19 protein-coding genes are annotated in these 26,597 nt (G+C 44.8%); 13 read left to right on the forward strand and 6 right to left on the reverse strand.

Annotated features, from left to right (window positions below):
• From W293_RS16005 to W293_RS0102865, 3 genes are all read right to left on the reverse strand, one after another.
• The coding region (locus tag W293_RS16005) for an ESPR domain-containing protein (protein WP_025668711.1) at positions 1 to 950 on the reverse strand (950 nt) is incomplete at its 3' end.
• A 498-nt stretch (positions 951 to 1,448) separates the two neighbouring features.
• Positions 1,449 to 2,981, reverse strand: coding sequence for a sensor histidine kinase (locus W293_RS0102860; RefSeq protein ID WP_227502386.1), 1,533 nt, complete (start codon positions 2,979 to 2,981; stop codon positions 1,449 to 1,451).
• Positions 2,982 to 3,022: 41 nt separating this feature from the next.
• Positions 3,023 to 3,709: a response regulator transcription factor gene (locus W293_RS0102865; RefSeq protein WP_025651010.1), complete on the reverse strand. Its 687-nt coding sequence runs from the start codon at positions 3,707 to 3,709 to the stop codon at positions 3,023 to 3,025.
• 267 nt (positions 3,710 to 3,976) lie between these two features.
• Between W293_RS0102865 and W293_RS0102870 the strand changes: the two genes are divergently transcribed.
• Positions 3,977 to 4,510: a Spy/CpxP family protein refolding chaperone gene (locus W293_RS0102870; RefSeq protein ID WP_025651011.1), complete on the forward strand. Its 534-nt coding sequence runs from the start codon at positions 3,977 to 3,979 to the stop codon at positions 4,508 to 4,510.
• Positions 4,511 to 4,658: 148 nt separating this feature from the next.
• Here W293_RS0102870 and W293_RS0102875 read toward each other — a convergent pair whose 3' ends face one another.
• Positions 4,659 to 6,392, reverse strand: coding sequence for a hypothetical protein (locus W293_RS0102875; RefSeq protein WP_025651012.1), 1,734 nt, complete (start codon positions 6,390 to 6,392; stop codon positions 4,659 to 4,661).
• 44 nt (positions 6,393 to 6,436) lie between these two features.
• The gene (locus W293_RS0102880; protein WP_025651013.1) at positions 6,437 to 8,491 is read right to left on the reverse strand and encodes a hypothetical protein; all 2,055 of its coding nucleotides are present in this window, start codon (positions 8,489 to 8,491) and stop codon (positions 6,437 to 6,439) included.
• Positions 8,492 to 8,752: 261 nt separating this feature from the next.
• Between W293_RS0102880 and ggt the strand changes: the two genes are divergently transcribed.
• Positions 8,753 to 10,699, forward strand: coding sequence for a gamma-glutamyltransferase (ggt, locus tag W293_RS0102885; protein WP_025651014.1), 1,947 nt, complete (start codon positions 8,753 to 8,755; stop codon positions 10,697 to 10,699).
• Positions 10,700 to 10,709: 10 nt separating this feature from the next.
• On the opposite strand, the gene W293_RS0102890 is transcribed toward ggt, so the two are convergent.
• The gene (locus W293_RS0102890; protein WP_227502385.1) at positions 10,710 to 11,525 is read right to left on the reverse strand and encodes an AraC family transcriptional regulator; all 816 of its coding nucleotides are present in this window, start codon (positions 11,523 to 11,525) and stop codon (positions 10,710 to 10,712) included.
• 375 nt (positions 11,526 to 11,900) lie between these two features.
• Between W293_RS0102890 and W293_RS0102895 the strand changes: the two genes are divergently transcribed.
• From W293_RS0102895 to W293_RS0102945, 11 genes are all read left to right on the forward strand, one after another.
• Positions 11,901 to 12,887, forward strand: a complete 987-nt coding sequence (locus W293_RS0102895; RefSeq protein WP_025651016.1) for a proline racemase family protein — start codon at positions 11,901 to 11,903, stop codon at positions 12,885 to 12,887.
• Between the two features lie 130 nt (positions 12,888 to 13,017).
• The gene (locus W293_RS0102900) at positions 13,018 to 14,265 is read left to right on the forward strand and encodes an NAD(P)/FAD-dependent oxidoreductase (RefSeq protein ID WP_025651017.1); all 1,248 of its coding nucleotides are present in this window, start codon (positions 13,018 to 13,020) and stop codon (positions 14,263 to 14,265) included.
• Between the two features lie 104 nt (positions 14,266 to 14,369).
• Entirely contained in the window at positions 14,370 to 15,251 is an 882-nt protein-coding gene (gene dapA, locus W293_RS0102905; protein ID WP_025651018.1) for a 4-hydroxy-tetrahydrodipicolinate synthase, read from the forward strand.
• 111 nt (positions 15,252 to 15,362) lie between these two features.
• Positions 15,363 to 16,859, forward strand: coding sequence for an aldehyde dehydrogenase (locus W293_RS0102910; protein WP_025651019.1), 1,497 nt, complete (start codon positions 15,363 to 15,365; stop codon positions 16,857 to 16,859).
• An 89-nt stretch (positions 16,860 to 16,948) separates the two neighbouring features.
• Positions 16,949 to 18,397: an alanine/glycine:cation symporter family protein gene (locus W293_RS0102915; protein ID WP_025651020.1), complete on the forward strand. Its 1,449-nt coding sequence runs from the start codon at positions 16,949 to 16,951 to the stop codon at positions 18,395 to 18,397.
• A gap of 306 nt (positions 18,398 to 18,703) precedes the next feature.
• Positions 18,704 to 22,408, forward strand: coding sequence for a DNA polymerase III subunit alpha (dnaE, locus tag W293_RS0102920; RefSeq protein ID WP_025651021.1), 3,705 nt, complete (start codon positions 18,704 to 18,706; stop codon positions 22,406 to 22,408).
• 227 nt (positions 22,409 to 22,635) lie between these two features.
• Complete coding sequence (locus tag W293_RS0102925) at positions 22,636 to 23,022, forward strand: Hpt domain-containing protein (protein WP_025651023.1); 387 nt, start codon at positions 22,636 to 22,638, stop codon at positions 23,020 to 23,022.
• Positions 23,019 to 23,882, forward strand: a complete 864-nt coding sequence (locus tag W293_RS0102930) for an RNA methyltransferase (RefSeq protein ID WP_037025985.1) — start codon at positions 23,019 to 23,021, stop codon at positions 23,880 to 23,882. Before W293_RS0102925 ends, W293_RS0102930 begins: the two co-directional genes overlap by 4 nt.
• 103 nt (positions 23,883 to 23,985) lie before the next feature.
• A complete protein-coding gene (locus W293_RS0102935; RefSeq protein ID WP_025651025.1) occupies positions 23,986 to 24,429 on the forward strand; it encodes a YtoQ family protein in 444 nt (147 codons plus the stop codon).
• A 213-nt stretch (positions 24,430 to 24,642) separates the two neighbouring features.
• A complete protein-coding gene (gene cysE, locus W293_RS0102940) occupies positions 24,643 to 25,515 on the forward strand; it encodes a serine O-acetyltransferase (protein WP_374190010.1) in 873 nt (290 codons plus the stop codon).
• Between the two features lie 162 nt (positions 25,516 to 25,677).
• The coding region (locus tag W293_RS0102945; protein ID WP_025651028.1) for an IS30 family transposase at positions 25,678 to 26,597 on the forward strand (920 nt) is incomplete at its 3' end.

Genomic DNA, 26,597 nt, shown 5'->3' on the forward strand with positions numbered 1-26,597 from the left:
GTATTAGTGGCATGCAACTGACTGCCATTCACCGCATCCGTGCTGCTTGCATTCACCGCTCCACCAGCGACGTGTTTGATCTGACGCTCAGCGCCGGCTGAACCAACTGAGACCTGATCACCAACTCGCATCGCAGGACCTGCAATGGTATGTGTGACCCCGCCAACGGTCATGGTCGACTCAGTGGTTGCATTTGTGGCAGTCGTTGACCCTGCACCTAAAGCAACCGAACCATCTAAGCTTGCTGACGATCCCATGCCAAAGGCTGAGGACGCAACACCCGCTGAGGAAGACTGTACGCCAATAGCCGTAGACAAAGCACCTTTAGAAAGCGCTTTTGAGCCAATCGCTATAGAAGCAGCACCACCAGCTTCGGTATTTCTAACGTAATATCCCGCTTCAACAAGGTCACGACCCGTATAAGCTTTGAATGCGGTATTGACATCACCTCCATTGATTGCAGATGCTGAGGTGCCATCAATATTGGCTTGAGAGGCGGCATTTAGATCGTCACCACCAATGGCAATAGAAGATCCGCCTTTGGTCACAACGTTTGCACCAATGGCAATAGATTGCTCACCCATTGCGGTGGTGTGTTGACCGCTACTTCCTCCGCCAATGGCAATAGTCTGACTTCCGAACGCTGTGGCATTCTTACCTATAGCAATGCCATGAAGAGGACTTGCCGTAGCATTAGTCCCACATTCTACTTCTGTAGCAGCATTGCAAGAGGCAGCATTCACCTGAAGACTAAAACCAGCCGCTATCAGCCCTAATCCGATGGCACTTAAGCGCAGACTATTGACGGATGAAAGACTGGGTGTCGTATTGATGGTAGCGTTTGCACTCACGCTAGATTTGGAAGATTTGCCACGTGCCTTAGCATATTCACCAACTGCAGTGAAACAATTCAAGGCTTCATTCCATATTACTTTATAGATGCGGTTCATAATGTGTACTCCCTTACAGACTTATCGGATTTAAAAAATCAGAGTCGTTATCTATCTTGTAGAGAGTCGATATAACAAAATAAAACGGGTTATAAGCTTATATGGATGAACCTTTTTAGAGTGTCACTTGCATGACTGTGTAATAAATAAGACGTTTTTGTTTTGTAACATTTTTATAACTCTCTGTATATTAGTATTACCGAATATACAGAGAGTAACAATGCAACTCATCAGCCAATTACTACCGTTTGTCCATTATATTCATAATAATGAATATAATGTCTTATCAGAAATGGACTAGTCTTGATTGTCCAGCTTTTTGAACACAGATTCATATTCTTATTACAAATTTGTATAGGGTCTGTTGAACATTCAAATATTAGGACTGCCAGTGCCACATTTGAATGTTCAACAGACCCTATATGTTACTGACTGATATTGTGTATTAAAGCACCACTTTGTGTGTGAATCTATATACAAGTCATAGTTAAATAAGTGTTATCCGATAGGCAAAACTATCTGCACCACAAGCCCTTGTACGCCATCTTTGCGGTTATAAACATTGATTCGTCCTTTGTGCGCCATGACAACCGCGTAGACGATTGCCAGTCCCAAGCCATAGCCACCCGTCTCGCGATGACGCGCAGAATCGAGGCGGACAAAGGGCTGAAAAATACGATCTACATCCTTATCTTCGACGCCGCCGCCCTCGTCAGTGATACTGATTTGGATAGCAGGTGTTTTATTGTCCATCTGCACTTCTGTCATCTCAGCAATCACGGTAGAGGCTGGTGAGGTATGCATAAAGGCATTGCGAATGACGTTCTCAAGCGCACTGTGCAGCTGTTCTTGATTGCCAGATATGGTCCAACACTCTGTCAAAGAATCCGTTCGTGATATTTTTAGTGAGGAGCTAGGCGGCTGCCATTGCCAGCGTACGTTTTTATGTTGAAACTCGAAACAAACATCTTGGGCAATGTCGCTAATAATCTCAGAGAGATTGACGGCCTCACTTTCTAGATTATCGATGGTGTATTGCTGCATTTGTAGCGATTGAATATGGATAATTTGCTCAATCAACTCATTCATTCGTGCCGACTCTTTATCGATACGGTCGAGATAACGACTGGCATTGGGCGCAAAATCCCGCGTCAGCTCAGTGGCGACATCCAAACGCGCCAATGGCGAGCGCAGCTCATGCGAGATGTCACTGAGCATCTGCTTACGTGCCAGCTCGCTATCAGCCAGTCGTATCGATAATTGGGCCACGTCTTTACCCAATAATCCTAACTCATCATCTCCCATCGTTGTTAAGTTTGGATTGACTTGATAATCACCATCAATCATGCGATGGACGGTATGTTGCACTCGGCGAATACGCTGGGTCAAGGTACGACTGAGCCAATAGCAGACCAAAATACTAAAGAGAATTATCAGCAACAAGCGTACAGGAAAATGACTGCGTTGCAGCGCGACCAAGTCGGCAAAACGCAGATGGGGACGCAGCTGTATGATAACGCTCTGCTCATCCGGTAAAGCAACGGTCAGGTCAGCCAATTCAGGGCGATTATCGCTATCAGCTATCGCAGCTCTCCGACTAGGCATCACTGGCTGAAAAATGCTTTCGAAATAAGACGGCTTAGCACTGGGCATCTCATTAGCGGGCTGAGCAAATGAGGCATTGTTAGGTTTCGGCGGTGTTTCCATAGAATAATCAAGTGCTTGCCGATCTTTTGGCTGATCCTCTCTGTCCCGATAGCGTGGAAATATGATAGCGCCTTGCCCATCGTAGACTCTAATCTGACTCATCAATCGTCGCTCTTGACGATACATATCTCTAACCGTGGGTAAATCGCCTATTTCTAACGCTGCAACCAGCTCTTCACGCTTGACCAATAAGCGCTCAATCTGCACATCCATCCGAGCGTTCAGCTCTTTTTCACTGAGCCAGCGCTCCACCATAATGGATAAAACCGAAGTGATCAAAATCGTCACCAATAAGCTTAAAAATAGACGCCAAAATAAAGTCATACGTATCTTAAATATGGACGCTTTTATTGAGGACTCCATCATCACAGCACCAACTGATAGCCTTTACCACGAATCGCTTTTATCGGCTCATCGTGGAAAGGTTGAAGTTTTTTTCGCAGTCGCGAGACGTGGACATCAAGACTACGATCGAAGGGCTGTAACTCTCGCTGCAACACATGCTCTGACAGCCACGCTTTACTCACGACCTCGCCTTTTTGTTTGAGTAGCGCGACCAAGAGATCAAATTCTGTGCCAGTGACTTGCAACTCTATGCCATCTATCTGACAAAGCCGCTGGCTTTGATCCAGATGTAAACGGCTCTCTGGTAGCGGCATATGTTCTGATGCCGCCGCGTTGGTGCGCTTAATGACGGCATTGATACGTGCCAGCAGCTCTCGAGGATTACAAGGTTTGGTAATATAATCGTCAGCGCCCAGCTCCAGCCCAATAATACGATCAATCTCTTCTCCCTTGGCAGTCAGCATAATCACGGGGATATCACTAATATTGGGCAACTGACGCAACACACTAAGACCATCGATTTTTGGCATCATAATGTCTAACACTAGCAGATCGTAAGCAGCCTCATTATTCATCGCCGCTTTAAGTTTTTGTATGACCGCCTCACCATCGTGAACGCAGTCGCATGTCACCCCGTGGTTGTGCAAGTACTCTTGTAATAACTGGGTCAATTCTTCGTCATCATCGCCTAGTAATATGTGTGGCACATCTGTCTCCTTAAGCGTTATATCGCTTTATTAGCCATATTATCAGTCAATTGCTTATCGATTCGCTATAAACGTTACCTTTCTTAATACTTCATAAATGTTCGTAACCTTTAACTGTCGTAACATAACGGCTATCAGCGACAAATACTGATGATATGCAATGATGGATAGTGGCTATCCGGGACACTTACCATGCATAGGCTGATCAGATAAAAACTGACTTTTTCGCAACCAATAACGTTTGCACCATAAATTAAGGTAATGATGATGAAAAAATTATTAATGGGCTCAGTATTAGCAATGTCTAGCATTTTCACCGTAACGGCTTGTACCAGTGTGAATGCAACCACTGATACCACACCAACGACCAGCAAAATGCAGCATAAAGATGGCATGAAAAACGCCATGAAAAAAGACGGCATGAGAGATCCAATGTCGCAGCTAGATCTAACAGCAACGCAACAAGCACAAATCAAAGCCATCATGCAAGCACAACACGGCGATCGTAAAGCTGACCGTACAAAAAACAAAGCAGAACGTACGCAAATGCAGCAACAAATGCAAGCATTGACCAGTGCCAGCACATTGAATACAGCCGCCGTTAATCGTCTAGCTGACCAGCAAGCGGCGAAAACCAAACAACGCTTTATTGAGCGTGTACAAACTCAACATGCTATCTCGCAAGTATTAACCGCTGAGCAGCGCGCCAAGCTTGCCAAATTGCAAGCCGAAAAAATGGCTAAAGGTTATAAAGGCTCAAAGCACGGTAAAATGCATGGCAAACCACATCAAGGCATGTAGGTCGTCATTAATAGACTATTTTGCATTCATGCTGAATGTTTTATAAGACTGATTATGAACACATAAAAAAGCGCATCGTATGAACGGTGCGCTTTTTAGTTTTAATTTCAATAACGACTAACTAAACTTACCTACGATTAATCCGCTTTTATTCAATCGTCCCGAACTTCTCTTTAGCCATTGGCATGACACTAAACATCATCTTTCCTATCGCAGTACCATTGCCATCACGATAATACTGCATCAGCTCATTACCATACTCGCGCACATCAATACTATTACCAGCATTGGGCACTTGCACATCGTTTGGTAAATTGGGAAATGCCATGTTTTTGGCGCTTATAGCGGAATACTGCTGCAAAATATCCATGACCATATTATTAGAGGAAGTTTCACTCGGAAGCTCACTACGCAGATGCTGCCATTTGAGCTGACCACGCTTATCAAAGCCATACAACTGCTGTGTCTCTGCTTTCGCTAGTATTGTACCTTCTTTCGTCTCTTCTTTTGCCTCTGCCATTGTTTCATCTACTGTCTCACTGCCACTATCTATGTCATTCTTTATCATTGCCAACATTTGCTGCACTAACGCTTTACTGGTAAATTTCTTAGCATTTGTGTCGCCTGCCTCGTAAGCCGCGCTTTCTTTAACCAGTTCTGGATATCGCTGACTTAGCCGCTCGTAGATGATGCGCATGTAGTCTTGATAAAACTGCTCATAACTCTCAGCACTTTGTACACGGCGAATGACTTGATTACTTGCCAGCATGGCTGGTAGCTGATGCGCGGGCAGCTTGGGAGAGAGCGAGGCTAGCGTATTAGGGGCGACATAATCAAACTGGCTGACAGGTGCAGCATCAAATGTGGCATCTAACGCTGCAAAGTGGCTTTTTATCAATTCACTACCAAAGCCTTTGGGTAAGGTGCCGTCATCAATGGCTAGTTTTAACCACTTGTTGCGCCACTTTGTACCGAGCTTGTCATCTAACAGTTCTGAATTGAGCATCGCAAAATTATCTGCCCACAGATAAATATCACCGTTTTTAAAATCTATATAAATAGGCTGATTGATACTGCTTTGATGATTGCGCGCTTGATACTGCATGCTCGCCAGCATCGTCGCTTTGCCAGCCATTGGCTGATAGAGGCCCTGTACATCGATAGATAAGGGCTTTAGCACATAAGCATCTAGTAATTGTGACTTTTTGATATCTTGTTTGCTCTGCTTATTCTCATATTCATTAAATAGCTTTTCATAATAGGGCGACACATAGGGTGAGACAGTCGTAGCGCTTGCTTCACGAGCCGAGTCCATATCAGACGCGGTTGTTTCCATCTCTGCTACTGAATCTACAACGTCCTCAGCCGCATCATTAATGGCATAGGATTCACTATCATAGTGCGCGTCTCTCCATGCCTCATAAGCAGCCGAACAAGCTAGGTAGGACTGTTTAAGTGCCTCACGCTGGTCATCATAATCAGTCGCTGCAATATCTTTATGCTGTGCTTGCGCCTTTGTTAATAAGGCCCCATAAGCTTGGTCGTGGCTATCATCACAATAGCTATCCACATATTCTGATGCCACCAGTTGCGTGCTATCAACATCGCTAAACTGTTGCTCGTTACTGATTTCAAGATTGCTATGGTAGCTAAAGGACTGGTGGCGCTGTTTTTGTAACGCCGTCGCCAATGCTGTCTTGGCTGCCGCTGGTGTTTGCTTAGCAGTTATCGCGTTAGATTGTTCGAGACTGGTAGATTGGCAACCCGTTAATAATAGTGCCCCTGTGATCAATGTACCAGCAAATAGGCGGTGGCTATTGATAACTGACGGAAAGCTAGCTGACGGAAGACGACTTGCAATGATTTGATGTGCTTTTTTCATTTTTTATCCTTAATAAATATGGGCTTGAACATGACAAGATAGCGTTATTGATCGTCTACCCTGTTGTCAGCATCATCTGCGGCATCGTCTTCGATATCATTATCATCTTGACGATCAACACTGTCATATTCTGCTGCCTCATAGCTGCTATCATCATCCGCATAATCGCTACCATAGTCGTCATCATCGTAATCACCACTGCGACCACTATAATCATAGCGGGCATCACGTGCTGCTTGAAGTCTGTCTTTTTGTTGACGCTGCTCTGCGATCCATGCATTACCATCGATAGCAGCTTTAGCATTTGCGCCAAAAGACTCGGTCAATAAAGGCGTTAGTGCGTGGTTATTAAAGCTGCTTTTATCATAGCGTATTTGGTTTAGCACGCTGGTCGTAGAGCCCAGCAAATCGCCACCGATATTTATCCGCTGCTGCTTGGCAAGCAGGCGATCTGAGCTGTCTAAATAATAGTAATTTATCTGATTAAAAGAGATCGGACCGATGGCCTCAATAAGTTGCAAAAGCGAACCTACATCCGCACTTTGGTAGCCTTTATTGTATAGCTGCACTTTCGCCAGCGCGGTTTTTAGCATAGCGCCATCAGGATATTTTTGTGGATTGGCATCGACATAATCCTGTAGCGACTTTGTCATGTATTTTAAAGTCTTGCCAATCATCTCACCGCTTTGCTTACTGCCAAAATAGACTTTTACCGCACGCCTCGCCCCGACTTCTTTGGCAAAGGCATCACTGCGAATATCTACCGCGCTAAAGTGCTCGGGCGCAAGCTCTGCCATGCTACTCTGTATGGCAGCGATGGCGGCATCATACAGCACTGCTGGCGGTAGCTGCGCGGTAATACTCTCTGGCAAGCCAAAACTGACGGTATGTGAGGTCATTTGATTAGGTAAAGGGGTATTTTCAGGATTAACAAGCGCCACGATAGGCAGGATTGCCGATGGGTCTACCGTAACTGTACTATGGTTAAAATCGAACGCTAACGGTATCTGTATGGATGAGGCAATCGTTGGTGTCATATAGTCATAGCTATAGACGCTTTGTAATTGGCGTTGTTTGGGTCTGTACTGACTGACACTATTAAAGGTTAAATTTTTATATTGATAAGCATTTGACGCAGCTATCTGTTCAGGCGTACGATGGAACATACTCAGCATTTGACCAATGACGCCCGTAGATGACGCTGATGGGCTATCTTGTTCTACCGCCTCTGACTGCTGTTTAGCCATTTGTATGGCTTCATAGTTTTTTAACAGATTTTTGGACTTTAGGTTTGAGACCCCTGAGAGAATGCCACCTTCTGCATTACCATATTCATTATAGCCATCTATGTCGTAACCCTCTCGATTGTAGCCATATTCGTTGTAACCGTCTTGATCATAGCCGTCTTCATCGTAGTTAATATCCTCTACAACACAGACTTCATAAGCGTCATCGTCATCATTTTTATTGCATGTATTCGACTCTATACTTACCGCTGCTAACTCTGCCATAGCCTCAGTTTGCCTGTCCTCATGATCACTTTCATCATAAGCACTTTCATCATAATCGCCGTCAGGCTCATAAGCATAAGCTTCTATAATCGTTCTAAGCAAGCTACTAGATCCTGCATCAATGCTATCTGGATCAATAAAAGGTGCGGCTTGATAATTGGCTTGCGCGACTGCCACATGTTCTGTTACCAGATGCTGACGAATAGCCGCCAGTAAATGTGATTTGGCTTGATTGTCGGTATTGGGGTATTTGTCTTGGTCAAATAATTGTTGATAACGCTCAGATTTGGCAGTGCGGCTTGCATTAAATGCACGTCCTTGGGCTTGGCTCTGCGTGCTATCAGCGCTACTAAAATCAATCATGCTTTTTGATACCGCAGATGATGATAGCGCTGGGTTTGATTGGCAGCCTGCCAGCCCAAACGCACTGCCAACCAGTAATGCGCAGCCTGCTATAAAGGTTAATTTGCGCGACTGATATGAATGCTTATTATGCTTGTTGTGGTTATAGTTATGGGCAGATGACTGATGATGAGCCATGCCAGAGTGACGCTGTTGGTCGCGTTTATGAGTATGGTTGGATGACATAGTAATTTCTTCTTATAAATAGACAGACAATAACGAATAAATTCTAGCACTATTATTTATATCACAATGCGTTACAATTTAGTAAGATTAGAACGTATTTCTTAAAAATTTTCAGCATTTTTGATAAGACTGTTTATCTAGCAAACGTGGCGCTAATCATTATGTCAATTAAGGCACGCCCTAACGTTCTAGCCTCTTTATTTTTACAGTCTTATTTTTACAGACCAAACGTGTCATCAATTGCTCAAAAAGGAATTTATAATGCAAAATCTAATATCAAAAGATGAAATCAATGCTTCTCAAAATAACTTTAAAAACAGAGCAAAAATAAAAACCGCTATTCTATTAATCAGCAGTACGTTTTTAGTATCGTTATCTGCTCATGCTGTTGAATCGACAATCAATAAATCGAATACCATTAACCCAACATCGATTAACACCAGTGCAATTAATCTAGCGATTATGGCAGATAATCCTACTGTGTTGTCTGAAACCAAACGTGTTACACGAGCCAAAACCAATACGCTTACTTCCACGATTAACAACGCCAATGCCGATCAAGCCATTTATTCTGAAGATGCGATTCATCATCCGGTTTGGGCAAAGAACGGTATGGTCGCCACCCAAGAAGCGCTTGCCTCTGATATTGGACTCAAGATTTTAAAAGACGGTGGTAATGCGGTTGATGCTGGGGTCGCGGTTGGCTTTGCCTTAGCAGTGACTTTGCCGCGTGCTGGGAATATCGGTGGCGGTGGTTTTATGATGATTTATGACGCGAAGCAAGGTAAGACCGTGGCGCTTGATTATCGTGAAAAAGCACCAAGTGCTGCCACTCGTGATATGTATCTCGATGAGGAAGGCAATGCTGTCAGTGATTTATCACGCTATCACGGTCTAGCGGTTGGTGTACCGGGGACAGTAGCAGGATTGCTCAAAGCACTAGAAGAACATGGCACGATGAGCCGCGGACAGGTGATGGCACCAGCCATTGCACTGGCTGAAAATGGTATTGAAGTCACCGCAGGCTTGTCTGAATCGCTCACAGCATTGAGTGATCGCATGCAAAAATGGCCAAGTACTAAAAAGGTGTTTTTTAAACCTGATGGCAGCGCCTATCAACCTGGCGAACGCTTAAAGCAACCTGAACTTGCCCGCTCGCTAAAACTGATTGCCGCAAAAGGTGCAGATGGCTTTTATAAAGGTGAAACGGCCAAGAAATTGGTAAAAGCGGTTAATGATGCGGGTGGTCGTATGAGCTTACAGGATTTGGCTAATTATGAAGCCATCGCTCGCGAGCCAGTTAAAGGCGACTATCGTGGTTATGAGATTGTCTCGATGCCGCCACCGTCTTCTGGTGGTATCCATATCGTGCAAATCTTAAATATTTTAGAAGGTTATCCGCTAAAAGAATACGGACAAAACAGCGCGCAAACCATTCACTTAATGGCAGAAGCGATGCAGCTCGCTTATGCGGATCGCGCTGAGTACTTGGGAGATTCTGATTTTATCGACGTACCTACCAGTGGTCTAACCTCTCAGGCTTATGCGGATAAACTGCGTAGCCTAATCGATCCAAACAAAGCCACACCAGCTTCGACGATTAAAGCAAACAATCCCCTACCATATGAGAGCGATCAAACCACGCATTTCTCTGTCGTTGATAAAGACGGCAATGCCATAGCCAATACTTATACGCTAAACTTCTCTTACGGTACAGGTCTTGTCGCTGATGGCACAGGCATTTTATTGAATAATGAAATGGATGATTTTTCTGCCAAACCGGGTGTGCCAAATGGTTATGGCTTATTAGGCGGTGAAGCAAATGCCGTTGAAGCCAATAAACGTCCATTATCGTCTATGAGTCCGACGCTGGTATTCAAAGACAGCAAGCCTTACATCGTTACTGGTAGCCCAGGTGGTAGCCGAATTATCACCACGGTTCTACAAGTCATATCCAACGTCATCGACCATGACATGAATATCGCTGAAGCCACTCACGCACCGCGTATTCATGACCAATGGCTGCCTGATGAGATTCGTATCGAAAAAGCCCTTAATGTCGATACCATTAAAAAACTAGAATCAATGGGACATAAGGTCAGTCCGCAGTCTGCCATGGGCTCAACGCAATCGATTATGCTGACCCCAAATGGCGTGTATGGATCTTCAGATCCACGTATTGTCGATGCGGCAGTCGTTGGGTATTGATTTGATTTTTTTATGATAAATGCGTTTGGCGAAATTGGCTGGGCGACAAACCCGTGAATTGTTTGAACTGACGGCTAAAAGCACTGTGATCGCTGTAGCCGCAGTTCAACGATATCTGAGTCACTGACACCTCATGACGAGCCAATAACTTCACCGCATACTCCAAGCGCAGCTTTTGCACAAACTGTAATGGCGACATATTCAGTACGGCCTTAAAGGTGCGCTCTAGCTGCGATACGCTTAAATTAGCCAAGTCAGCCAATTGGGCGATATTTATTTTTTGATCAAGATGCGCTCGTACAAACTGAGCGACTTCAGCCAAGCGCGCGTGTTTACGTAAAACGCGCTCGTTATCTTCATGAATATCGACCGATATCCCAACCATGGCGACCACTTGTTGGCTCTTATTATAGATAGGCAGTTTATTGGTAATACACCATCCTAACTGACCGGACGCATAACTGTGCAGCTCTAAGTTATCAACGATAGACTTCCCCTCTCGCAATACCTTCATATCTTGCAAAATATAATCCCTACTCTGTCGATGCGAAAACACCTCTTCTGTGGTAAATCCCACGATATCTTCGTGCTGACTCAACTGACAGCGTTTTAACAAGGTTTTGTTTGCCAGCTGATAACGCGCCTGCTCATCTTTCACAAAAAATACCACATTGGTCAAAGTATTCAGCAGCGGTAGTAATAATGAGACATTACCGATAAAAGCCTCACGGCTGTCAGGACGATAGACAGTCATACTCTGCTGCAATGACGTGGTAAGCATAGCAAGCGCGGTATCTTCTATTACATCTGTTATTACATCAGTCATCGCATCTCATCCCTGTCATATCAATTTTACATTCAGCCAAACATCCATAACTCGAAGGCTATGTCACGCTGGCGAACAGCACGCAAGAAAAATTTACCGCAGCAGCACGTGGCTATTAACGTATCGACTTTATTTCGAACTGACTATTTTATTGCCAATTTTTAGGCACAGACCTCTCTAGTGTACACCGAGCCACTATGCAGAAATACGCATTTATCCATGAAAAAACACCAAGACGCTCTCTCTAAAAAAGTCCACTCTATATATAGACCTCAGAAAATAACAACCAACTATTGGCTGTTAACTTAAAACCATTAGGTCTCATGCATAAAAAGCGGAATATAACTTTTTCACGGATGAATTAGGGCGTCAGTCATGTCTTCTATATTATTTAATTTTAAAATTATTGACTCTCATACGGGCGGTGAGCCCACTCGTATGGTCTATGACGGCTTTCCTGAACTCGTCGGCGACACTCTTCAAGATAAGCTGCAATACTTCAAACAAAACTTCGATCATCTACGCAAAAGTATCATCTTAGAGCCACGCGGCAATGATGTTCTTGTCGGTGCGTTACTCTTCCCTGCTACCAATCCTAAAGCCACAGCGAGCGTTATTTTCTTTAACAATGCTGGTTATTTAGGCATGTGCGGACACGGCACGATTGGCGTTATCGTCTCATTGGCTTATCAACGAAAGATATCGGCAGGCGTGCACTGGCTAGAGACTCCTGTCGGTCTGGTTAAAGCAACCTTACATGATGATGGCAGCTGTAGTGTACAAAACGTCCCTTCTTACCGTTATAAAAAACAAGTTGACGTTCACGTTCCTGAATTAGGGCTTATCCGTGGCGACATCGCTTGGGGTGGCAATTGGTTCTTTTTAGTCAGTGAGCATGGACAAGACATTCAAGCAAATAATGTCGAAAAATTGACTCAAGTAACCATGCAAATTAAGCAAGCATTAATCGCTGCTAATATCACCGGCAAAAACGGCGGCGAGATTGACCACATCGAGTTATTTGCCGATAGCGATGATGACCAAGTCGATAGTAAAAACTTCGTTTTATGTCCAGGTGCTGCTTATGACCGCTCACCCTGTGGCACCGGCACCAGTGCCAAGCTTGCCTGCCTTGCTGCTGACGACCTCTTAGCGCCTGGTCAAATCTGGCGCCAACAAAGTGTTGTTGGCAGTGTATTCACTGGCAGTTATCAATATGCAACTGAGCTCAATAATGCAGCTGGTACGGCTTATCCTGAGCAGACCATTATCCCAACGATTTGTGGTCATGCTTATGTTTGTGCTGAGACCACACTCATTGTGCAAGAAAATGATCCTTTTAAATGGGGAATTCCGTCTTAATGAGCTCTCAGCATTATTTATGGAATGACCTGATTTATGAAGTGGCTTAACTTATTAAGTGACATATTTATTGATAAACGCGTAAACACTATTGAGAGTGCTTAATCGACGAACGTAAGCGAGAAAAATTATGACTACCTCAAACTTCGACTTACATATTATTGGTGGCGGCATTATCGGTCTAGCGGCTGCAGTGACGTTGCAAGCGCGAGGCGTAAAAGTCGCACTGCTGGACGCCAACGAAGTGGGTCAAGGTGCGTCATTTGGTAACGCAGGTCATATCGCTACCGAGCAAGTATTCCCCATTGCTGATGCCAGTATGCTCCGTCATGTACCCGCTATGTTATTGAATCCGACTGGACCGCTGCGCATAGACTGGCGCTATCTACCGCGTTTGTTGCCGTGGGCAGTGCAGTTGCTCATGAATATGCGCCCTGAGCCATTTGAGCGGATTCATCAAGCGTTGTTAAGCTTAAATCAAAACAGCCTGCAAGCATGGCAAGGTTTTGCTGATCAGTGGCAATTAGGCGACTGGATACAAGTAAAGGGTTCGTTATTAACGGTTGAAAAGCCTAGTAGTCTTGAGCTATTAACAGCACACGGCAAGCGTCTCAATGACATTGATGTGAGAAATGAGCTGTTGAGCAAAGAGGATTTATTAGAGCGTGAGCCTGCCTTACAAGATAACCAATTAGCGGCGTTATTTTTCCCAAATACAGGACATATCACCAATTTAAAAGCTGTCATTAATCAGCTTCACAATACCTTTATACAATTGGGCGGTCATGTTATTGAACATTGTCGCGTCCTTGCAGCGACTAATGGTGCAGATGGTGTTCATTTAACCACCAGTCAAGGTGATATGACAGCGTCCAAAGTGATGCTATCAGCAGGCGCCCACTCTAAAGCCTTGGCCAAGCAACTAACAGGCGTCAACATACCTTTAGATACCGAACGTGGTTATCACTTAATGCTACCGCATGAAAGCGCGCGCTTACAGATTCCCGTATCGAGTTTGGATCGACGCTTTGTCATGACCCCGATGCAAGACGGCCTACGTTTGGCGGGTACGGTGGAGTACGCAGGACTGGACGCGCCTGCCAATATGCAGCGTGCACATATGCTATTACAACAAGCGCAGCCTATGTTAAAAGCGCCGTTAGATGCTAGTGATCGCGTGTCATGGATGGGGTTTCGTCCATCGACCGCAGACTCCTTACCAGTCATCGACAAAATCGAGCGCGTATTTTTAAGCTTTGGTCATCAGCATTTAGGCTTAACGCAAGCTGTCGTTAGTGCGCAAATGATTGCCGAATACTATTTTGATGAAGACCATACTATCGATCCAAAACCGTATCAACTTACCCGCTTTCAATAAGGTGCTTATCGAACGGTTATGAACCAAGTAAAAATCAACCGATTCATCATTGAATCATTACCCGTTAAATCACCATCAATATCAACACCAATAAGGATAGTCTCATGAACATAAATGGAATTTTAGTCCCAATCGTCACCCCTTTCGACAATAACGGCGACGTTGATGCGCAAAAATTAACGACACTGGTCGAAGCTTTTATCGACAAAGGCGTAGCCGGTATCGTCGCTTGCGGTACCACAGGTGAGTACTATACGTTTTCGGCCGCAGAGCGCGAGCTCGTATTAACCACTATCGCTGCAGCCGCAAAAAATAAAGGCGCTGAAAATAAAGTCACTCTGATTGCTGGTATCAACAGCTTATCGACTGACCACTGTATTGAGCTTGCCGCACAAGCCAAAGCCTTAGGTTATGACGGCCTGATGCTGTCTGCCACTCCTTATAGCTTACCTGAGCAAGATGGCATCATCGCTCACTTCGAAAAAGTCGCGGATGCTAGTGAGCTGCCGATTATTATGTACAACTTCCCTGATCGTGTTGGCGTTGCCATTGAATTTGACACTGTTGCTCATCTAGCTAAGCATCCTAACATCGTCGGTGTAAAAGAAAGCAGCGGCGACTTTAGTCATGCGCTACGCATGCTGCAAGCTAATTTTGATGACTTTGATGTGGTTTGTGGCTGTGATGATCAGCCCGTTGATTTCTTCTTTTGGGGTGCAAAAAGCTGGATCGCAGGCGCAGCGAACGTCTTCCCAGCAGAACAAGTCGCATTATTTAACGCCACCCAGCAAGGCGACTGGGATAAGGCCAAGCAAATCATGAGTGAGATTTATCCTGCTATCCATTCTATGGAGTCTGGCAACTACAACCAAAAGGCCAAAGCGGGATGTTTAAAAGGCAGCATGGATGTCGGCTCAGTTCGCGTGCCACTAACTGACATGCCAGAAGACGAAAAAGCAGAGTTTTTAGCCTTACTGTCTAAATAGCACTCAGCTCAGCTTAGTAAAAACAATGTTAAGGATAACCCACGCTAAATTTGATGCCGTATTCAAATCTCGAATCGATGACATCAAACTTAGCAGATAAGGATTAGAAAAATGAGCACCAAACAACAATCTACCAAACAACAAGTATTTGAGAAAGCAAAACAGCAGCAATTATGGGCGGGTCACTTAATAGCAGCAGATGGCTTATCAGACGCTACTTTGGACAATTACACGCCGATTGATAACAGTATTATCGGTCAAATTGCGTCAGGTACTAGCGATGATGTCGATACTGCCGTGCAAGTCGCTCGCGATGCTTTTGAAAACGGTGAATGGCGTCGTCTGGCTCCTGCTGAGCGCAAGGCTATTGTGCAGCGCTGGTGTGCACTCATGCATGAGCACGTCGAGGAGCTGGCAGCATTAGATTGTGTGGATGCGGGCAAGCCGATTACCGAATGCTTAAACACTGACATGCCAGCGACTATTGAAACTTTTGAATGGTATGCCGAGGCCGCTGATAAGGTATTTGGCAAAGTCGCGCCGACAGGTAACGCGGCTTTAGGACTTATCGTGCAAGAGCCCATTGGTGTCGTTGGTGCGGTATTACCTTGGAACTTCCCAGCCCAAATGTACGCTTGGAAAGTCGCCCCTGCTCTCATTATGGGCAACTCCGTTATTGTTAAACCTGCTGAGCTGACCTCTCTATCGGCTTATCGTTTAACCGAGCTTGCCTATGAAGCTGGCGTGCCCAAAGAAGCGCTGCAAATGGTCTGCGGTCTTGGTGAAAATGTCGGTGCCGCACTCGGCCAGCATATGGATGTCGATATGGTGTCGTTCACCGGCTCAACAGAGGTCGGACGTCTATTCTTACAATACTCGGCCCAAAGCAATCTAAAAGAGATCGTCTTAGAATGCGGCGGCAAAAGCCCACAAATAGTCTTTGATGATGCCGTACTTGATGACGCCGCCATTAACGATATCCTATCAGCCGCGTTTTGGAATATGAGTGAAAACTGTAGCTGCGGCTCACGCTTATTAGTTCACAGCAGCCAAAAACAAGCGCTACTTGAGCAACTAAAAAACGGTCTAAAAGGTTGGAAGGTCGGCTCACCCTACGATCCTGATACTGCCATTGGTCCTATGATTGAAAAAGCCCATTTTGACAAAGTTTCACATTATTTACAGACTGCTAAAGAGGAAGGCGCAACGATCGTTGCAGGTGGCAACATTCGTGAAGATTTAGGCAGTGGCTGGTATATTGAGCCGACTATTTTTGATGATGTTACAGCCGATATGACTTTGTTCAAGGAAGAAGTATTTGGTCCTTTGCTGGCGGTAACGAGTTTTGAGACCGAAGAAGAAGCCATCAAATTAGCCAATGAAACCAACTATGGACTCGCCGCTTCTTTTTATACACAGAACATCAAGCGCGCTTATCGTGTGGCATCGTCCATTAAAGCAGGTACTGTTTCAATCAACGGTTTTTCAGAAGGTGATATCACGACGCCATTTGGCGGTTATAAACAATCAGGGTTTGGCGGTCGTGACAATGGTTTAGAAGCCTTATCACAATACGCACAGACCAAGACTATTTGGTTAGTTAATTAACAAGCGTGTTCAGTCAGTACAGTCATAAATTAAAACAACAGCTTAAATGATTTAAGCCTTTAGTCACATACTTACAGGGAAGTAAGGCCATGGAAGCGATTATTAATACCATCGTCGGCTATATATGGAGCGATGCGTTAGTTTATTTGGCACTCGGTGTCGGCATTTATTTTACCGTGATGACTCGCGGTGTCCAGTTTCGCTATCTCAAAGAGATGACTAGACTGTTGTTTGATAAGCAAACTTCAACCCAAGGTATTAGCTCTTTCCAAGCCTTTTGTATGGCGTTATCAGGTCGTATTGGGGTTGGTAATATCGCAGGGGTGGCCACCGCTATCGCAGCGGGTGGTCCAGGAGCGGTATTTTGGATGATTGTCATGGGCTTACTTGGCGGTGCGAGTGCTTTTATTGAGTCTACCCTTGCACAGGTTTATAAGCATACGGTCGATGATCAATATCGTGGCGGCTCGCCCTTCTATATCGAACGTGGTCTAAAGATGAAGCCATTCGCTATTCTAGTAGCAGCAGTCACTTGTCTTTCTTATGGTGTTTTGGTGCCGGGCGTGCAAGCCAACACCATTGCCGACTCTTTCAATACCGCCTTTAATATCCCACCCGTCATAACTGGTGCCATCATCGTTGCTCTATTGGCCTTTATTATCTTTGGCGGTGTCAAACGTATCGCCAGTTTTGCTGGCACGGTTGTGCCCTTTATGGCAATTGGCTATATTCTGTTGATGGTTATTGTCTTGGCCTTTAATGCCTCAAACCTACCTGCTATGTTCGCTCTTATTTTCAAAAGTGCGTTTGGTATGGATGCTGTCTTTGGCGGTATTGTTGGTTTAGCAATATCTTGGGGTGTGCGCCGTGCTGTATTCTCAAACGTTGCTGGTGCAGGCGAAGCTACTTTCAGCTCCGCTGCTGCAGAAGTCTCTCACCCTGCCAAACAAGGCTTAGTGCAAAGCTTTTCTATCTATGTTGATACGGTTCTCGTCTGTACTGCAACTGCGCTTATGATCTTGTCTACCGGCATGTATAACGTTATTCCTGCCGAAGGCTTGGTCTTAGTCGAAAACATGCCTGGCATTGCAGCTGGAACCGCATTTACTCAAGCCGCAGTATCAACGGTATTTAGTCAATTCGGTAGCGGTTTTGTTGCTATTGCTATCTTCTTATTTGCCTTTACTTGCTTGATTGCTTATTACTACATCGCTGAAACCACCCTAGTCTATTTGGATAGCAAGCTACGCTATCCAGTACTAAAGCCAATATTAAAAATTATATTCTTAATAATCTGCTTCACTGGTAGTATGCAATCAGTCGGTGTTATGTGGGCGCTAGGTGATATTGGTTTCGGCAGTATGTGTTACCTTAACTTCATCGCCATCGTCTTACTCAGCAAAACGGCGTTAAAAGTGTTAAAAGACTACGACGAGCAAATGAAGCTAGGACTCGATCCTGTCTTTGACCCTAGAAAAGCAGGCGTTGAAAACGCAGACTTTTGGATAGCTTATAGTGATAAACATGATAAGCGTTAAATATTAGCTAAATAATCGTAAATCTTTCACCTATCAGAGCCTTCTACATCATTATGATATAGAAGGCTTTTTCCTATAATCAAACCCATTCCCAAAAACCATCCATTCAATTTGATACCCTTGAATCGGTGGCTGTACGTACCAAATAATGCTATTATTAGCAGCTAAATTTAAAATGAATAAATATGGCTATTGACGTCTTATTCACTTCTAATTAACTCTAAAACACCAATTAAATCATTGATAATAATAAATTTATTTTCTTAGCAACCTATTTCCTTTTGATCGTATCAGTAAGAGTCCTCTATGGCATTTGTACACCTTGGCATTCACAGCGAATATTCGATCACCGATTCTATCGTGCGTATAAAGCCGCTTATCAAAGCGGCGGCGGCAGACAACCAACGTGCGCTGGCGTTAACTGATTTATCCAACCTTTATGCCACGGTGAAGTTCTATCGTGCCTGCCTAGGTGCTGGTATCAAACCGATTATCGGTAGCGAAGTCATCATGGAGAATGAGGACACGCGGCTAACCCTGCTAGCGATGGATAACGAGGGTTATCAAAACATTACCCGTATCGTCTCGCTTGGCTTCACTGAAGGACGCGCTGACGCTGCCAATCATGGCGTGCCTGTCATCAAACGCAGCCATATTTTAGAGCATGCCGCAGGCGTCATTGTCTTATTTACCGAAAAGTCAGATGTGGGTCAAGCGCTAGTCGGCTCTATGCCAGAAAAAGCTGATGAGCTGCTGACAGAATGGCAAGCACAGTTTGATGATCGCTTATACTTTGCCATCAAGCGTACCAATCGTTCAGGGGAAGACACCTTTATTCAGGCTGCTATCCACTCAGGTGCCAAATACAATATTCCTATTATTGCTCATAACGACGTACGCTTCTTAGAGCAAGACGATTTTGACGCCCATGAAGCACGCGTCTGTATCGCAGGCTCCTACGTGCTCGCTGACCAAAATCGTCCGCAAACCTATTCAGATGAGCAATATCTTAAAACCCAAGCACAGATGGAGCAGTTGTTTGATGATATTTCACAGGTAATTGATAATACTTTGCGTTTAGCAACCCGCTGTAATGTAACCTTGACCCTTGGTATTAACGTCCTGCCCGATTTTCCTGTCCCTGAAGGCGAAACGATTGAATCGTTTTTTCGCGCAGAGTCAATACGGGGCCTTAACAATCGATTAGATAAGCTATTTCCCGTTGAAGCACGTACTGATAACTGGAGCGATTTTCGCCAAAAGTATGATGAACGCTTAGAATATGAGCTGGAAGTTATCTTATCCATGGGCTTTCCCGGTTACTTCTTAATCGTCATGGACTTTATCCGCTGGGCAAAAGCCAATGGCGTACCCGTTGGACCCGGTCGTGGTTCTGGTGCAGGATCCTTGGTCGCTTATGCGTTAAACATTACCGACCTCGACCCTATCCATTACGACCTACTATTTGAGCGCTTCTTAAATCCTGAGCGTGTCTCCATGCCCGATTTCGATATTGACTTTTGTATTGAAGGTCGTGACCGTGTTATTGATTATGTGGCGCAAACTTATGGGCGTGAAGCGGTCTCGCAAATTATAACCTTTGGTACCATGGCGGCAAAAGCAGTGGTACGAGATGTGGCGCGGGTACAAAGTAAATCGTACTTTCTTGCCAGCAAATTGTCTAAATTAATTCCAAAGACCCCCGGTATTACGCTCAGCCAAGCGCTCGAGCAAGAGCCACAGCTTAAAGACTTAATCTCCAATCCTGACAATATGGATTATGAAGATGCTATCGAAATTTGGGAGATGGCAATCAAGCTTGAAGGTGTCTGCCGAAACGTTGGTAAACATGCCGGTGGCGTACTAATTGCCCCGCATAAAATCACTGACTTTAGCGCCATTTATTGTGATGACGATGGTCACCGTGTCAGTCAGTTTGATAAAGATGATGTCGAAGCGGTTGGTCTGGTAAAGTTCGACTTTTTGGGTCTACGTAACTTAACCGTCATTAACGCTGCGGTAGAAAACATCAACTTGCGTCGTGCGAAAGAAGGCAAAGAAGCGTTGGTGTTAGAAGACTTGCCATTAGATGACAAAAAAGCCTACAAGCTATTGCAAGATGCCAAGACTACTGCCGTCTTTCAGCTTGAAAGTATGGGTATGAAAAAGTATTTGGCGAAATTACAACCGACTAATATCGAAGATGTGATCGCCATGTGTGCGCTCTATCGTCCGGGTCCGCTCGATGCTGGCATGGTAGAGATGTATATTGATCGTAAACACGGTCGCGAGGAAGTCATCTATGACCATCCAAACCTTGAGCCAATATTAGAAAACACCAACGGCGTTATTGTCTATCAAGAACAGGTCATGCAGATCTCGCAGGTCATGGCAGGATATAGCTTGGGTGGTGCGGACATGTTACGCCGTGCGATGGGTAAAAAGAAACCCGAAGAGATGGCCAAACAGCGCGATATCTTTGTCACTGGTGCCACGGCGCAAGGTATCGATGAAGTGACCTCAGGTGGTGTCTTTGACCTGATGGAAAAGTTCGCTGGTTACGGTTTTAACCGCTCGCATTCTGCCGCATATGGCGTGCTTGCTTATCAGACCGCTTATCTCAAGCAATACTACCCTGCCGAATTTATGGCAGCGGTATTGACATCAGATATGAACAACACCGACAACGTGGTGTTCTTTATCAATGATTGCCGTGAAAACTTTGAGTTAACTGTGGTCAATCCATCGGTGAATCGTAGTGAATGGCATTTCGTCGCCGATACCCCGACCAATATCATTTATGGCTTGGGTGCGATTAAAGGCGTTGGCGAAGGTGCCGTTGAGTCTATCGTTGATGCGCGCCGCCGTGAAGGTCCGTTTAAAGATTTATATGACTTCTGCCGCCGCGTCGATATCAAAAAAGTCAATAAACGTACGCTTGAGGCCTTAGTGAGTGCTGGGTGTTTTGATGACTTTGCGGCGACCCTACGTCCTGACTTGCCAGCCGATGAAGCTTACGAGATTCGTGGCGCGCTTATGAGTCAATTGCCAAGCGCCGTACAAGCCGCTGAACAAGACCGTCAGAACCGTGAAATCGGCATGATGGACTTATTTGGTGAAATGGACGGTGTCGTTGCTGCACCGCCATTGGTCATGACCTCAGAATTAATTTGGGGTGATAAGCACCGTTTAAAAGCGGAGAAAAACACCTTAGGTTTGTATTTAACCGGCCATCCAATCAATGAGTATTTGGATGAGATCAAACGCTATACCTCAGGCGCACGTCTCGATAAGCTAACGGACACTGGTTACAACGGTAGCTGCTATTTTGCAGGCTTAATTATCGATATCGCTAACTTTGGTAATCGTAATGTAATTATCTTAGATGATGGAACCTCACGCCTTGAAGTTAGCTGCTATGCTGAACGTTTTAACCGTGTCAAAGAACAGTTGAAGGTGGATGAAGTGGTCATCATCAAAGGCAGTATTCGTGAGCGTGACGGTCGTCTGTTTGCTCGTCTTGATAATGCCATGAGTATGGTTGATGCACGCTTGCGATGGCTGAAAAAAATCAGTATTAAAGTCCACGGCAGTGACATTAACCTACTGACACGTTTGCAGCCACTACTCAAATCGGCACAAGCTGACATTATCCCAAAACCGCGCTTGTCCTTTAATGACGAGCAGGACGAGCAAGGTAATAGCAACAATAACGTTTATGACCCTGCCATGGGTGGCAGCTTGTATGACGAAGACGGTAATGATTTGTTGGCATTAGAAAGTGATATGAGTCAAAGCGCTTCTAATCAAAGTTATGCCAATAATGCTCTGAGCAATACCGACGCCTCAATCAACGATAACTGCCTGCCGCTGGGACTTAGCATTTACGAAGAGTTCGGTATTGCTAATGTAGGGCTCTCCGAACATTGGCGCGTCTACCCTAACGATGATAATTTGCAGCAGTTGAAGAACATGCTTAGCGAAGATAATTTACATTTTCATTATAGCTAGGGCGTGTCCTCATTTAAAAAATGGTCATAAAAATGAGATAAATTGCAGGCAAGTGAGGAAAATAGCGGAAATAATATCGGGATATTAATCAGCTATTTGACGATGTTTGGCAAAATTTAGCCATTTTTAGCCCATTTAGATACAATCGCTTGAATTGAGGGCACGCCCTAAACTGTTTATTGTGGTTATTCGAACTGCACTAATTTTACGATATTGGACATACCCTTATGACTGAAAATTTTAATAACAATCCTATCAATGCTGCTTCTGATGAAGAAATTATCAATCACGAACAATTTGAAGACATGCGTGACTTGCTAGAAGAAGACTTTGCCGACTTGATACAAGTTTATATTGCTGATAGTTACCAGCGCCTCACAAAGTTACGAGCTGCCCAACAAAAAAATGATAATGCCAATGGTTTCGAAGTTGCTCATGCGCTAAAAGGGGCTTGCGCCAACTTGGGTACGACCCAGTTGATGAACCTGAGCAGCCAATTACAAGAGCGCTGCCGTGAGCGCCGTATCGGTGAGCAAGCGGCACTGATTGAAGATATCGCCGTCGCCTTACAACGTGCTGAACAGGCAATCAATCAACGCTTGGGGCAATCATGAGTAGTGTGAATGACTATCTTTCTTGCCTACAAGTCGTCATGGTTAATACCACTTTGCCTGCCAATATCGGCTCAGCGGCACGCGCCATGCATACCATGGGTTTGTCGCGTTTAACTGTCATCGATCCCAAGCTACCAATCGATGACACCAGCGTCTCTCATGCTGCTGGTGGCAGTGACGTATTATCATCAGCCTTGATATCGCCAAGCCTAGAGTCTGCTATTGGAGATTGCCAGCTCGTATTTGCGGCCAGCAGTCGCAGCCGTCATTTGCCGCGCCCTGTGGTGACACCCACGCAAGCTGCCAAAATCATGTTTGATTTTATCGATAAGCAAACTGCTCTCGATGTAGCCGATAATAATGAAAGCATTAAATTGAGTGAAAATGCTCAATCTACAAATAAGCCAAATATTGCTATCTTATTTGGGCGTGAAGACCGCGGATTGACCAATGAAGAATTGGCTTACGCTGATTATCATATTCAAATTGATGCCAATCCGGCTTATCCTGTGCTCAACGTTGCCTCTGCCGTGCAAGTGATTGCCAGCTTTATCTTTGCTTATGCACAAACTCATGCCCAAACGACTACCAACAGCCTAGATAATGATAAAGATGCAACGGTTCAGCCAACATTAGACGTTCATCTACGGCAACAATGGGATGAACCCGCCATTAGCCAACAGCAATTACAGCAGCTGACTCAGCGCACGACTGAATTGATGGTTCAACGCGGACTGGCCGATAGTGAAAACCTAAAGTCTTTACCGTCACGCCTATCACGACTGGGCTCACGCTTACAGCTTGATCAAAAAGAATATCAGCTATTAAGCGCTTTAATTGCTAAGCTTGCAAAAGATTAAAGCTTCTAATGCGCAATGTTTAGGGCGTTGAGTTTTTGGCATTGGCAACAGTAGTGTTAGTGTATTGCAAATCAGATGGTTTAATAATAAAAAGGAGTTAACAGTGAACTGGACTGTTTATTTATCTGGAGAGATACACAGCGACTGGCGGCAGAAAATTATGCAAGGTGCGAAGGATTATGGTCTTGCTATTACCTTTACCTCCGCCGTGACTGAACACGAAGCCAGCGACGCGGCTGGTGATGTGTTGGGTAAAAATGACAATGGATTCTGGCGCGACCATCAGTCATCAAAGGTGAATGCGATTCGTACCAAAAATATGATTCAAAAATGTGATATTGCCATAATTCGCTTTGGTGATAAATACAAACAATGGAACGCCGCCTTTGACGCGGGCTACTGCGCCGCTTTGGGCAAACCTTATATCACGCTACATGCTGAAGATATTATTCATCCGCTAAAAGAAGTGGATGCGGCTGCAATGGCATGGGCGCAAACGCCTGAACAGGTTGTCGAACTGCTAAAATATGTTACCAGTGACAGCTAAGTAACCTGTGCAAGTCGCCTATGTAAGTCACCTATGATTGTCTATAGAAAAATCGCCACTGCTTGGTGTTTATCTATAAACAATCTGTTTTAATTTATTATTCATCGCTATATTTTGTACTGCGAAACTGCTATAACTAAAGAGATTGTCATCAAAAATACGATAGGACGCTTTATGTCATTGCCAGCCAAATTGTTCAAATCGCTTACCAGCATCAAAAAAGATCTAAAAGAAGATATCGATGCGGTATTCACCCGCGATCCTGCAGCGCGTAATAGCTTGGAAGTCATCCTAACCTATCCTGGCATCCACGCGCTTATTTTGCATCGCGGGGCACATTATCTGTGGCAACATGAGCAAAAGCTCGCTGCTCGCGTTATTTCTTACGGTTCGCGTATCATCACAGGCATTGAAATTCATCCGGCTGCCAAAATTGGTAAGCGATTCTTTATCGATCATGGGGTTGGCGTGGTCATTGGTGAAACAGCAGAAATTGGTAATGACGTCACGCTTTATCATGGCGTCACCCTCGGCGGCGTCTCGCAAAATAATGGCAAGCGTCACCCAACCTTAGAAGATGGGGTGACAGTCGGGGCTGGTGCAAAAGTATTGGGCCCATTTACTGTGGGTAAGAATGCCAAAATCGGCTCAAATGCTGTGGTTGTCAAACCCGTCCCAGCAAATGCCACCATGGTCGGTAGTGCGGCTCGCATGATTTCGGACTATCATGATGAAAAAGGCAATCCCATCGCGACCAAAGTCCAAGATGCCAAACAGCAAGAAAAAGTCGCGCAAGCTGGCAGTACTGACAAAGATAAAGTAAAAGACACAGTATCGAATACCAAACGAACCACCACCTTTCAAGCCTACGGTATTGACCCTTTCTCTCAAGACCCTGTCGCAGAAGCCTTTGCTAAAATGCTTGAACATATCCAGCAATCAGAAAACCGCCTAGATCAATTGCAAAGTGCGATGTGCAAAATCGATCCTAATTTTTGCAAAAAGGAATACGACAAGCTGTGCTTAGAGGATTTAGATGTGATTGGTCGGTCTGATATGGATGCAGCAGGCGCTGAGCAAAAGTAAGCTGCTAGCTATCTTAGATACTAAATAGAAAGAGGCCAAACAGCCTCTTTTTTTTATGCTTAGATTAACACATGAAGTGCAATACCAAATGCAAGGTGAAAAAAAGACCTAGATGCGCTAGCATCAAAGTTTTTATCCACCGACCAAAGTGAGATTGCAACCATGAACTATACACATCTAAGCCTAGGGGAACGATACCAGATTTATGTCCTTAAAGGGGCAAAACATAGTATTAATTTTATAGCGAGGGCGTTAAACAGAAGTCCCAGTACCATATCAAGAGAGCTTAGACGCAATAAAAGCCTACGAGGTTACCGAGCAAAGCATGCTAATAACAAGGCTTGTGACAGACGGGCTAACAACGCCATAACTATTGTGGCTGACATCTGGGCATGGGTCACAGACAAGCTTAAAGAGAACTGGAGTCCCCAGCAAATAGCAGGTGTTCATGGTGGACTCAGTCATATGAGCATTTATCGCTATATATGGACAAACAAGCGTAAGGGCGGCAGGTTATGGCAGTGTCTCAGACGTAAAGCCAAGCCTTATCGGCAGCGTTTAACTGCTGAGACTCGTGGTCGTATTAATGACAGAGTCTCTATCCATGAGCGCCCCTCCATCGTTGATGCGCGCACGCGGATTGGCGACTGGGAGGCGGATACCATTATCGGTCAGCATCACAAGCAAGCGATTGTCACGCTCGTTGAACGTAAAACAGGGCTGCTGAAGATGAAACGTGTGGATAATAAAACGGCACAGCAAGTATCAGAGGCAATGATAGAGCTCTTAAAGCCAGTGAGGTTGCAGGTTAAGACCATTACCTCTGACAATGGTAAAGAGTTTGCTCAGCATAAAAAGGTGAAACAAAAGCTCTTTAGCTCTTTCTTCTTTGCCGATGCTTATGCGTCATGGCAGCGAGGAACCAACGAAAATACCAACGGCTTGATCAGAGAGTATCTGCCTAAAGGCTGTGACTTTAGACAAGTCTCTGATGATGAGATGCAGGACATTGAGAACAAACTAAATAACAGACCAAGAAAACGCTTAGGGTTTAAAACGCCTATGCAGGCGTTCTATAATAT

Source organism: Psychrobacter sp. TB67, assembly GCF_000511065.1.
In the GTDB taxonomy this organism is placed as follows: domain Bacteria; phylum Pseudomonadota; class Gammaproteobacteria; order Pseudomonadales; family Moraxellaceae; genus Psychrobacter; species Psychrobacter okhotskensis.

What these genes read in the sequence shown, in the direction of transcription:
- W293_RS0102915 (WP_025651020.1), top strand. Translation starts at nt 16,949, where the DNA reads ATGGAAGCGATTATTAATACCATCGTCGGCTATATATGGAGCGATGCG.
- ggt (WP_025651014.1), top strand. Translation starts at nt 8,753, where the DNA reads ATGCAAAATCTAATATCAAAAGATGAAATCAATGCTTCTCAAAATAAC.
- W293_RS0102895 (WP_025651016.1), top strand. Translation starts at nt 11,901, where the DNA reads ATGTCTTCTATATTATTTAATTTTAAAATTATTGACTCTCATACGGGC.
- W293_RS0102910 (WP_025651019.1), top strand. Translation starts at nt 15,363, where the DNA reads ATGAGCACCAAACAACAATCTACCAAACAACAAGTATTTGAGAAAGCA.
- W293_RS0102870 (WP_025651011.1), top strand. Translation starts at nt 3,977, where the DNA reads ATGAAAAAATTATTAATGGGCTCAGTATTAGCAATGTCTAGCATTTTC.
- W293_RS0102930 (WP_037025985.1), top strand. Translation starts at nt 23,019, where the DNA reads ATGAGTAGTGTGAATGACTATCTTTCTTGCCTACAAGTCGTCATGGTT.
- W293_RS0102860 (WP_227502386.1), bottom strand. Translation starts at nt 2,981, where the DNA reads ATGACTTTATTTTGGCGTCTATTTTTAAGCTTATTGGTGACGATTTTG.
- W293_RS0102925 (WP_025651023.1), top strand. Translation starts at nt 22,636, where the DNA reads ATGACTGAAAATTTTAATAACAATCCTATCAATGCTGCTTCTGATGAA.
- dapA (WP_025651018.1), top strand. Translation starts at nt 14,370, where the DNA reads ATGAACATAAATGGAATTTTAGTCCCAATCGTCACCCCTTTCGACAAT.
- W293_RS0102890 (WP_227502385.1), bottom strand. Translation starts at nt 11,525, where the DNA reads ATGACTGATGTAATAACAGATGTAATAGAAGATACCGCGCTTGCTATG.
- dnaE (WP_025651021.1), top strand. Translation starts at nt 18,704, where the DNA reads ATGGCATTTGTACACCTTGGCATTCACAGCGAATATTCGATCACCGAT.
- W293_RS0102880 (WP_025651013.1), bottom strand. Translation starts at nt 8,491, where the DNA reads ATGTCATCCAACCATACTCATAAACGCGACCAACAGCGTCACTCTGGC.
- W293_RS0102875 (WP_025651012.1), bottom strand. Translation starts at nt 6,392, where the DNA reads ATGAAAAAAGCACATCAAATCATTGCAAGTCGTCTTCCGTCAGCTAGC.
- W293_RS0102900 (WP_025651017.1), top strand. Translation starts at nt 13,018, where the DNA reads ATGACTACCTCAAACTTCGACTTACATATTATTGGTGGCGGCATTATC.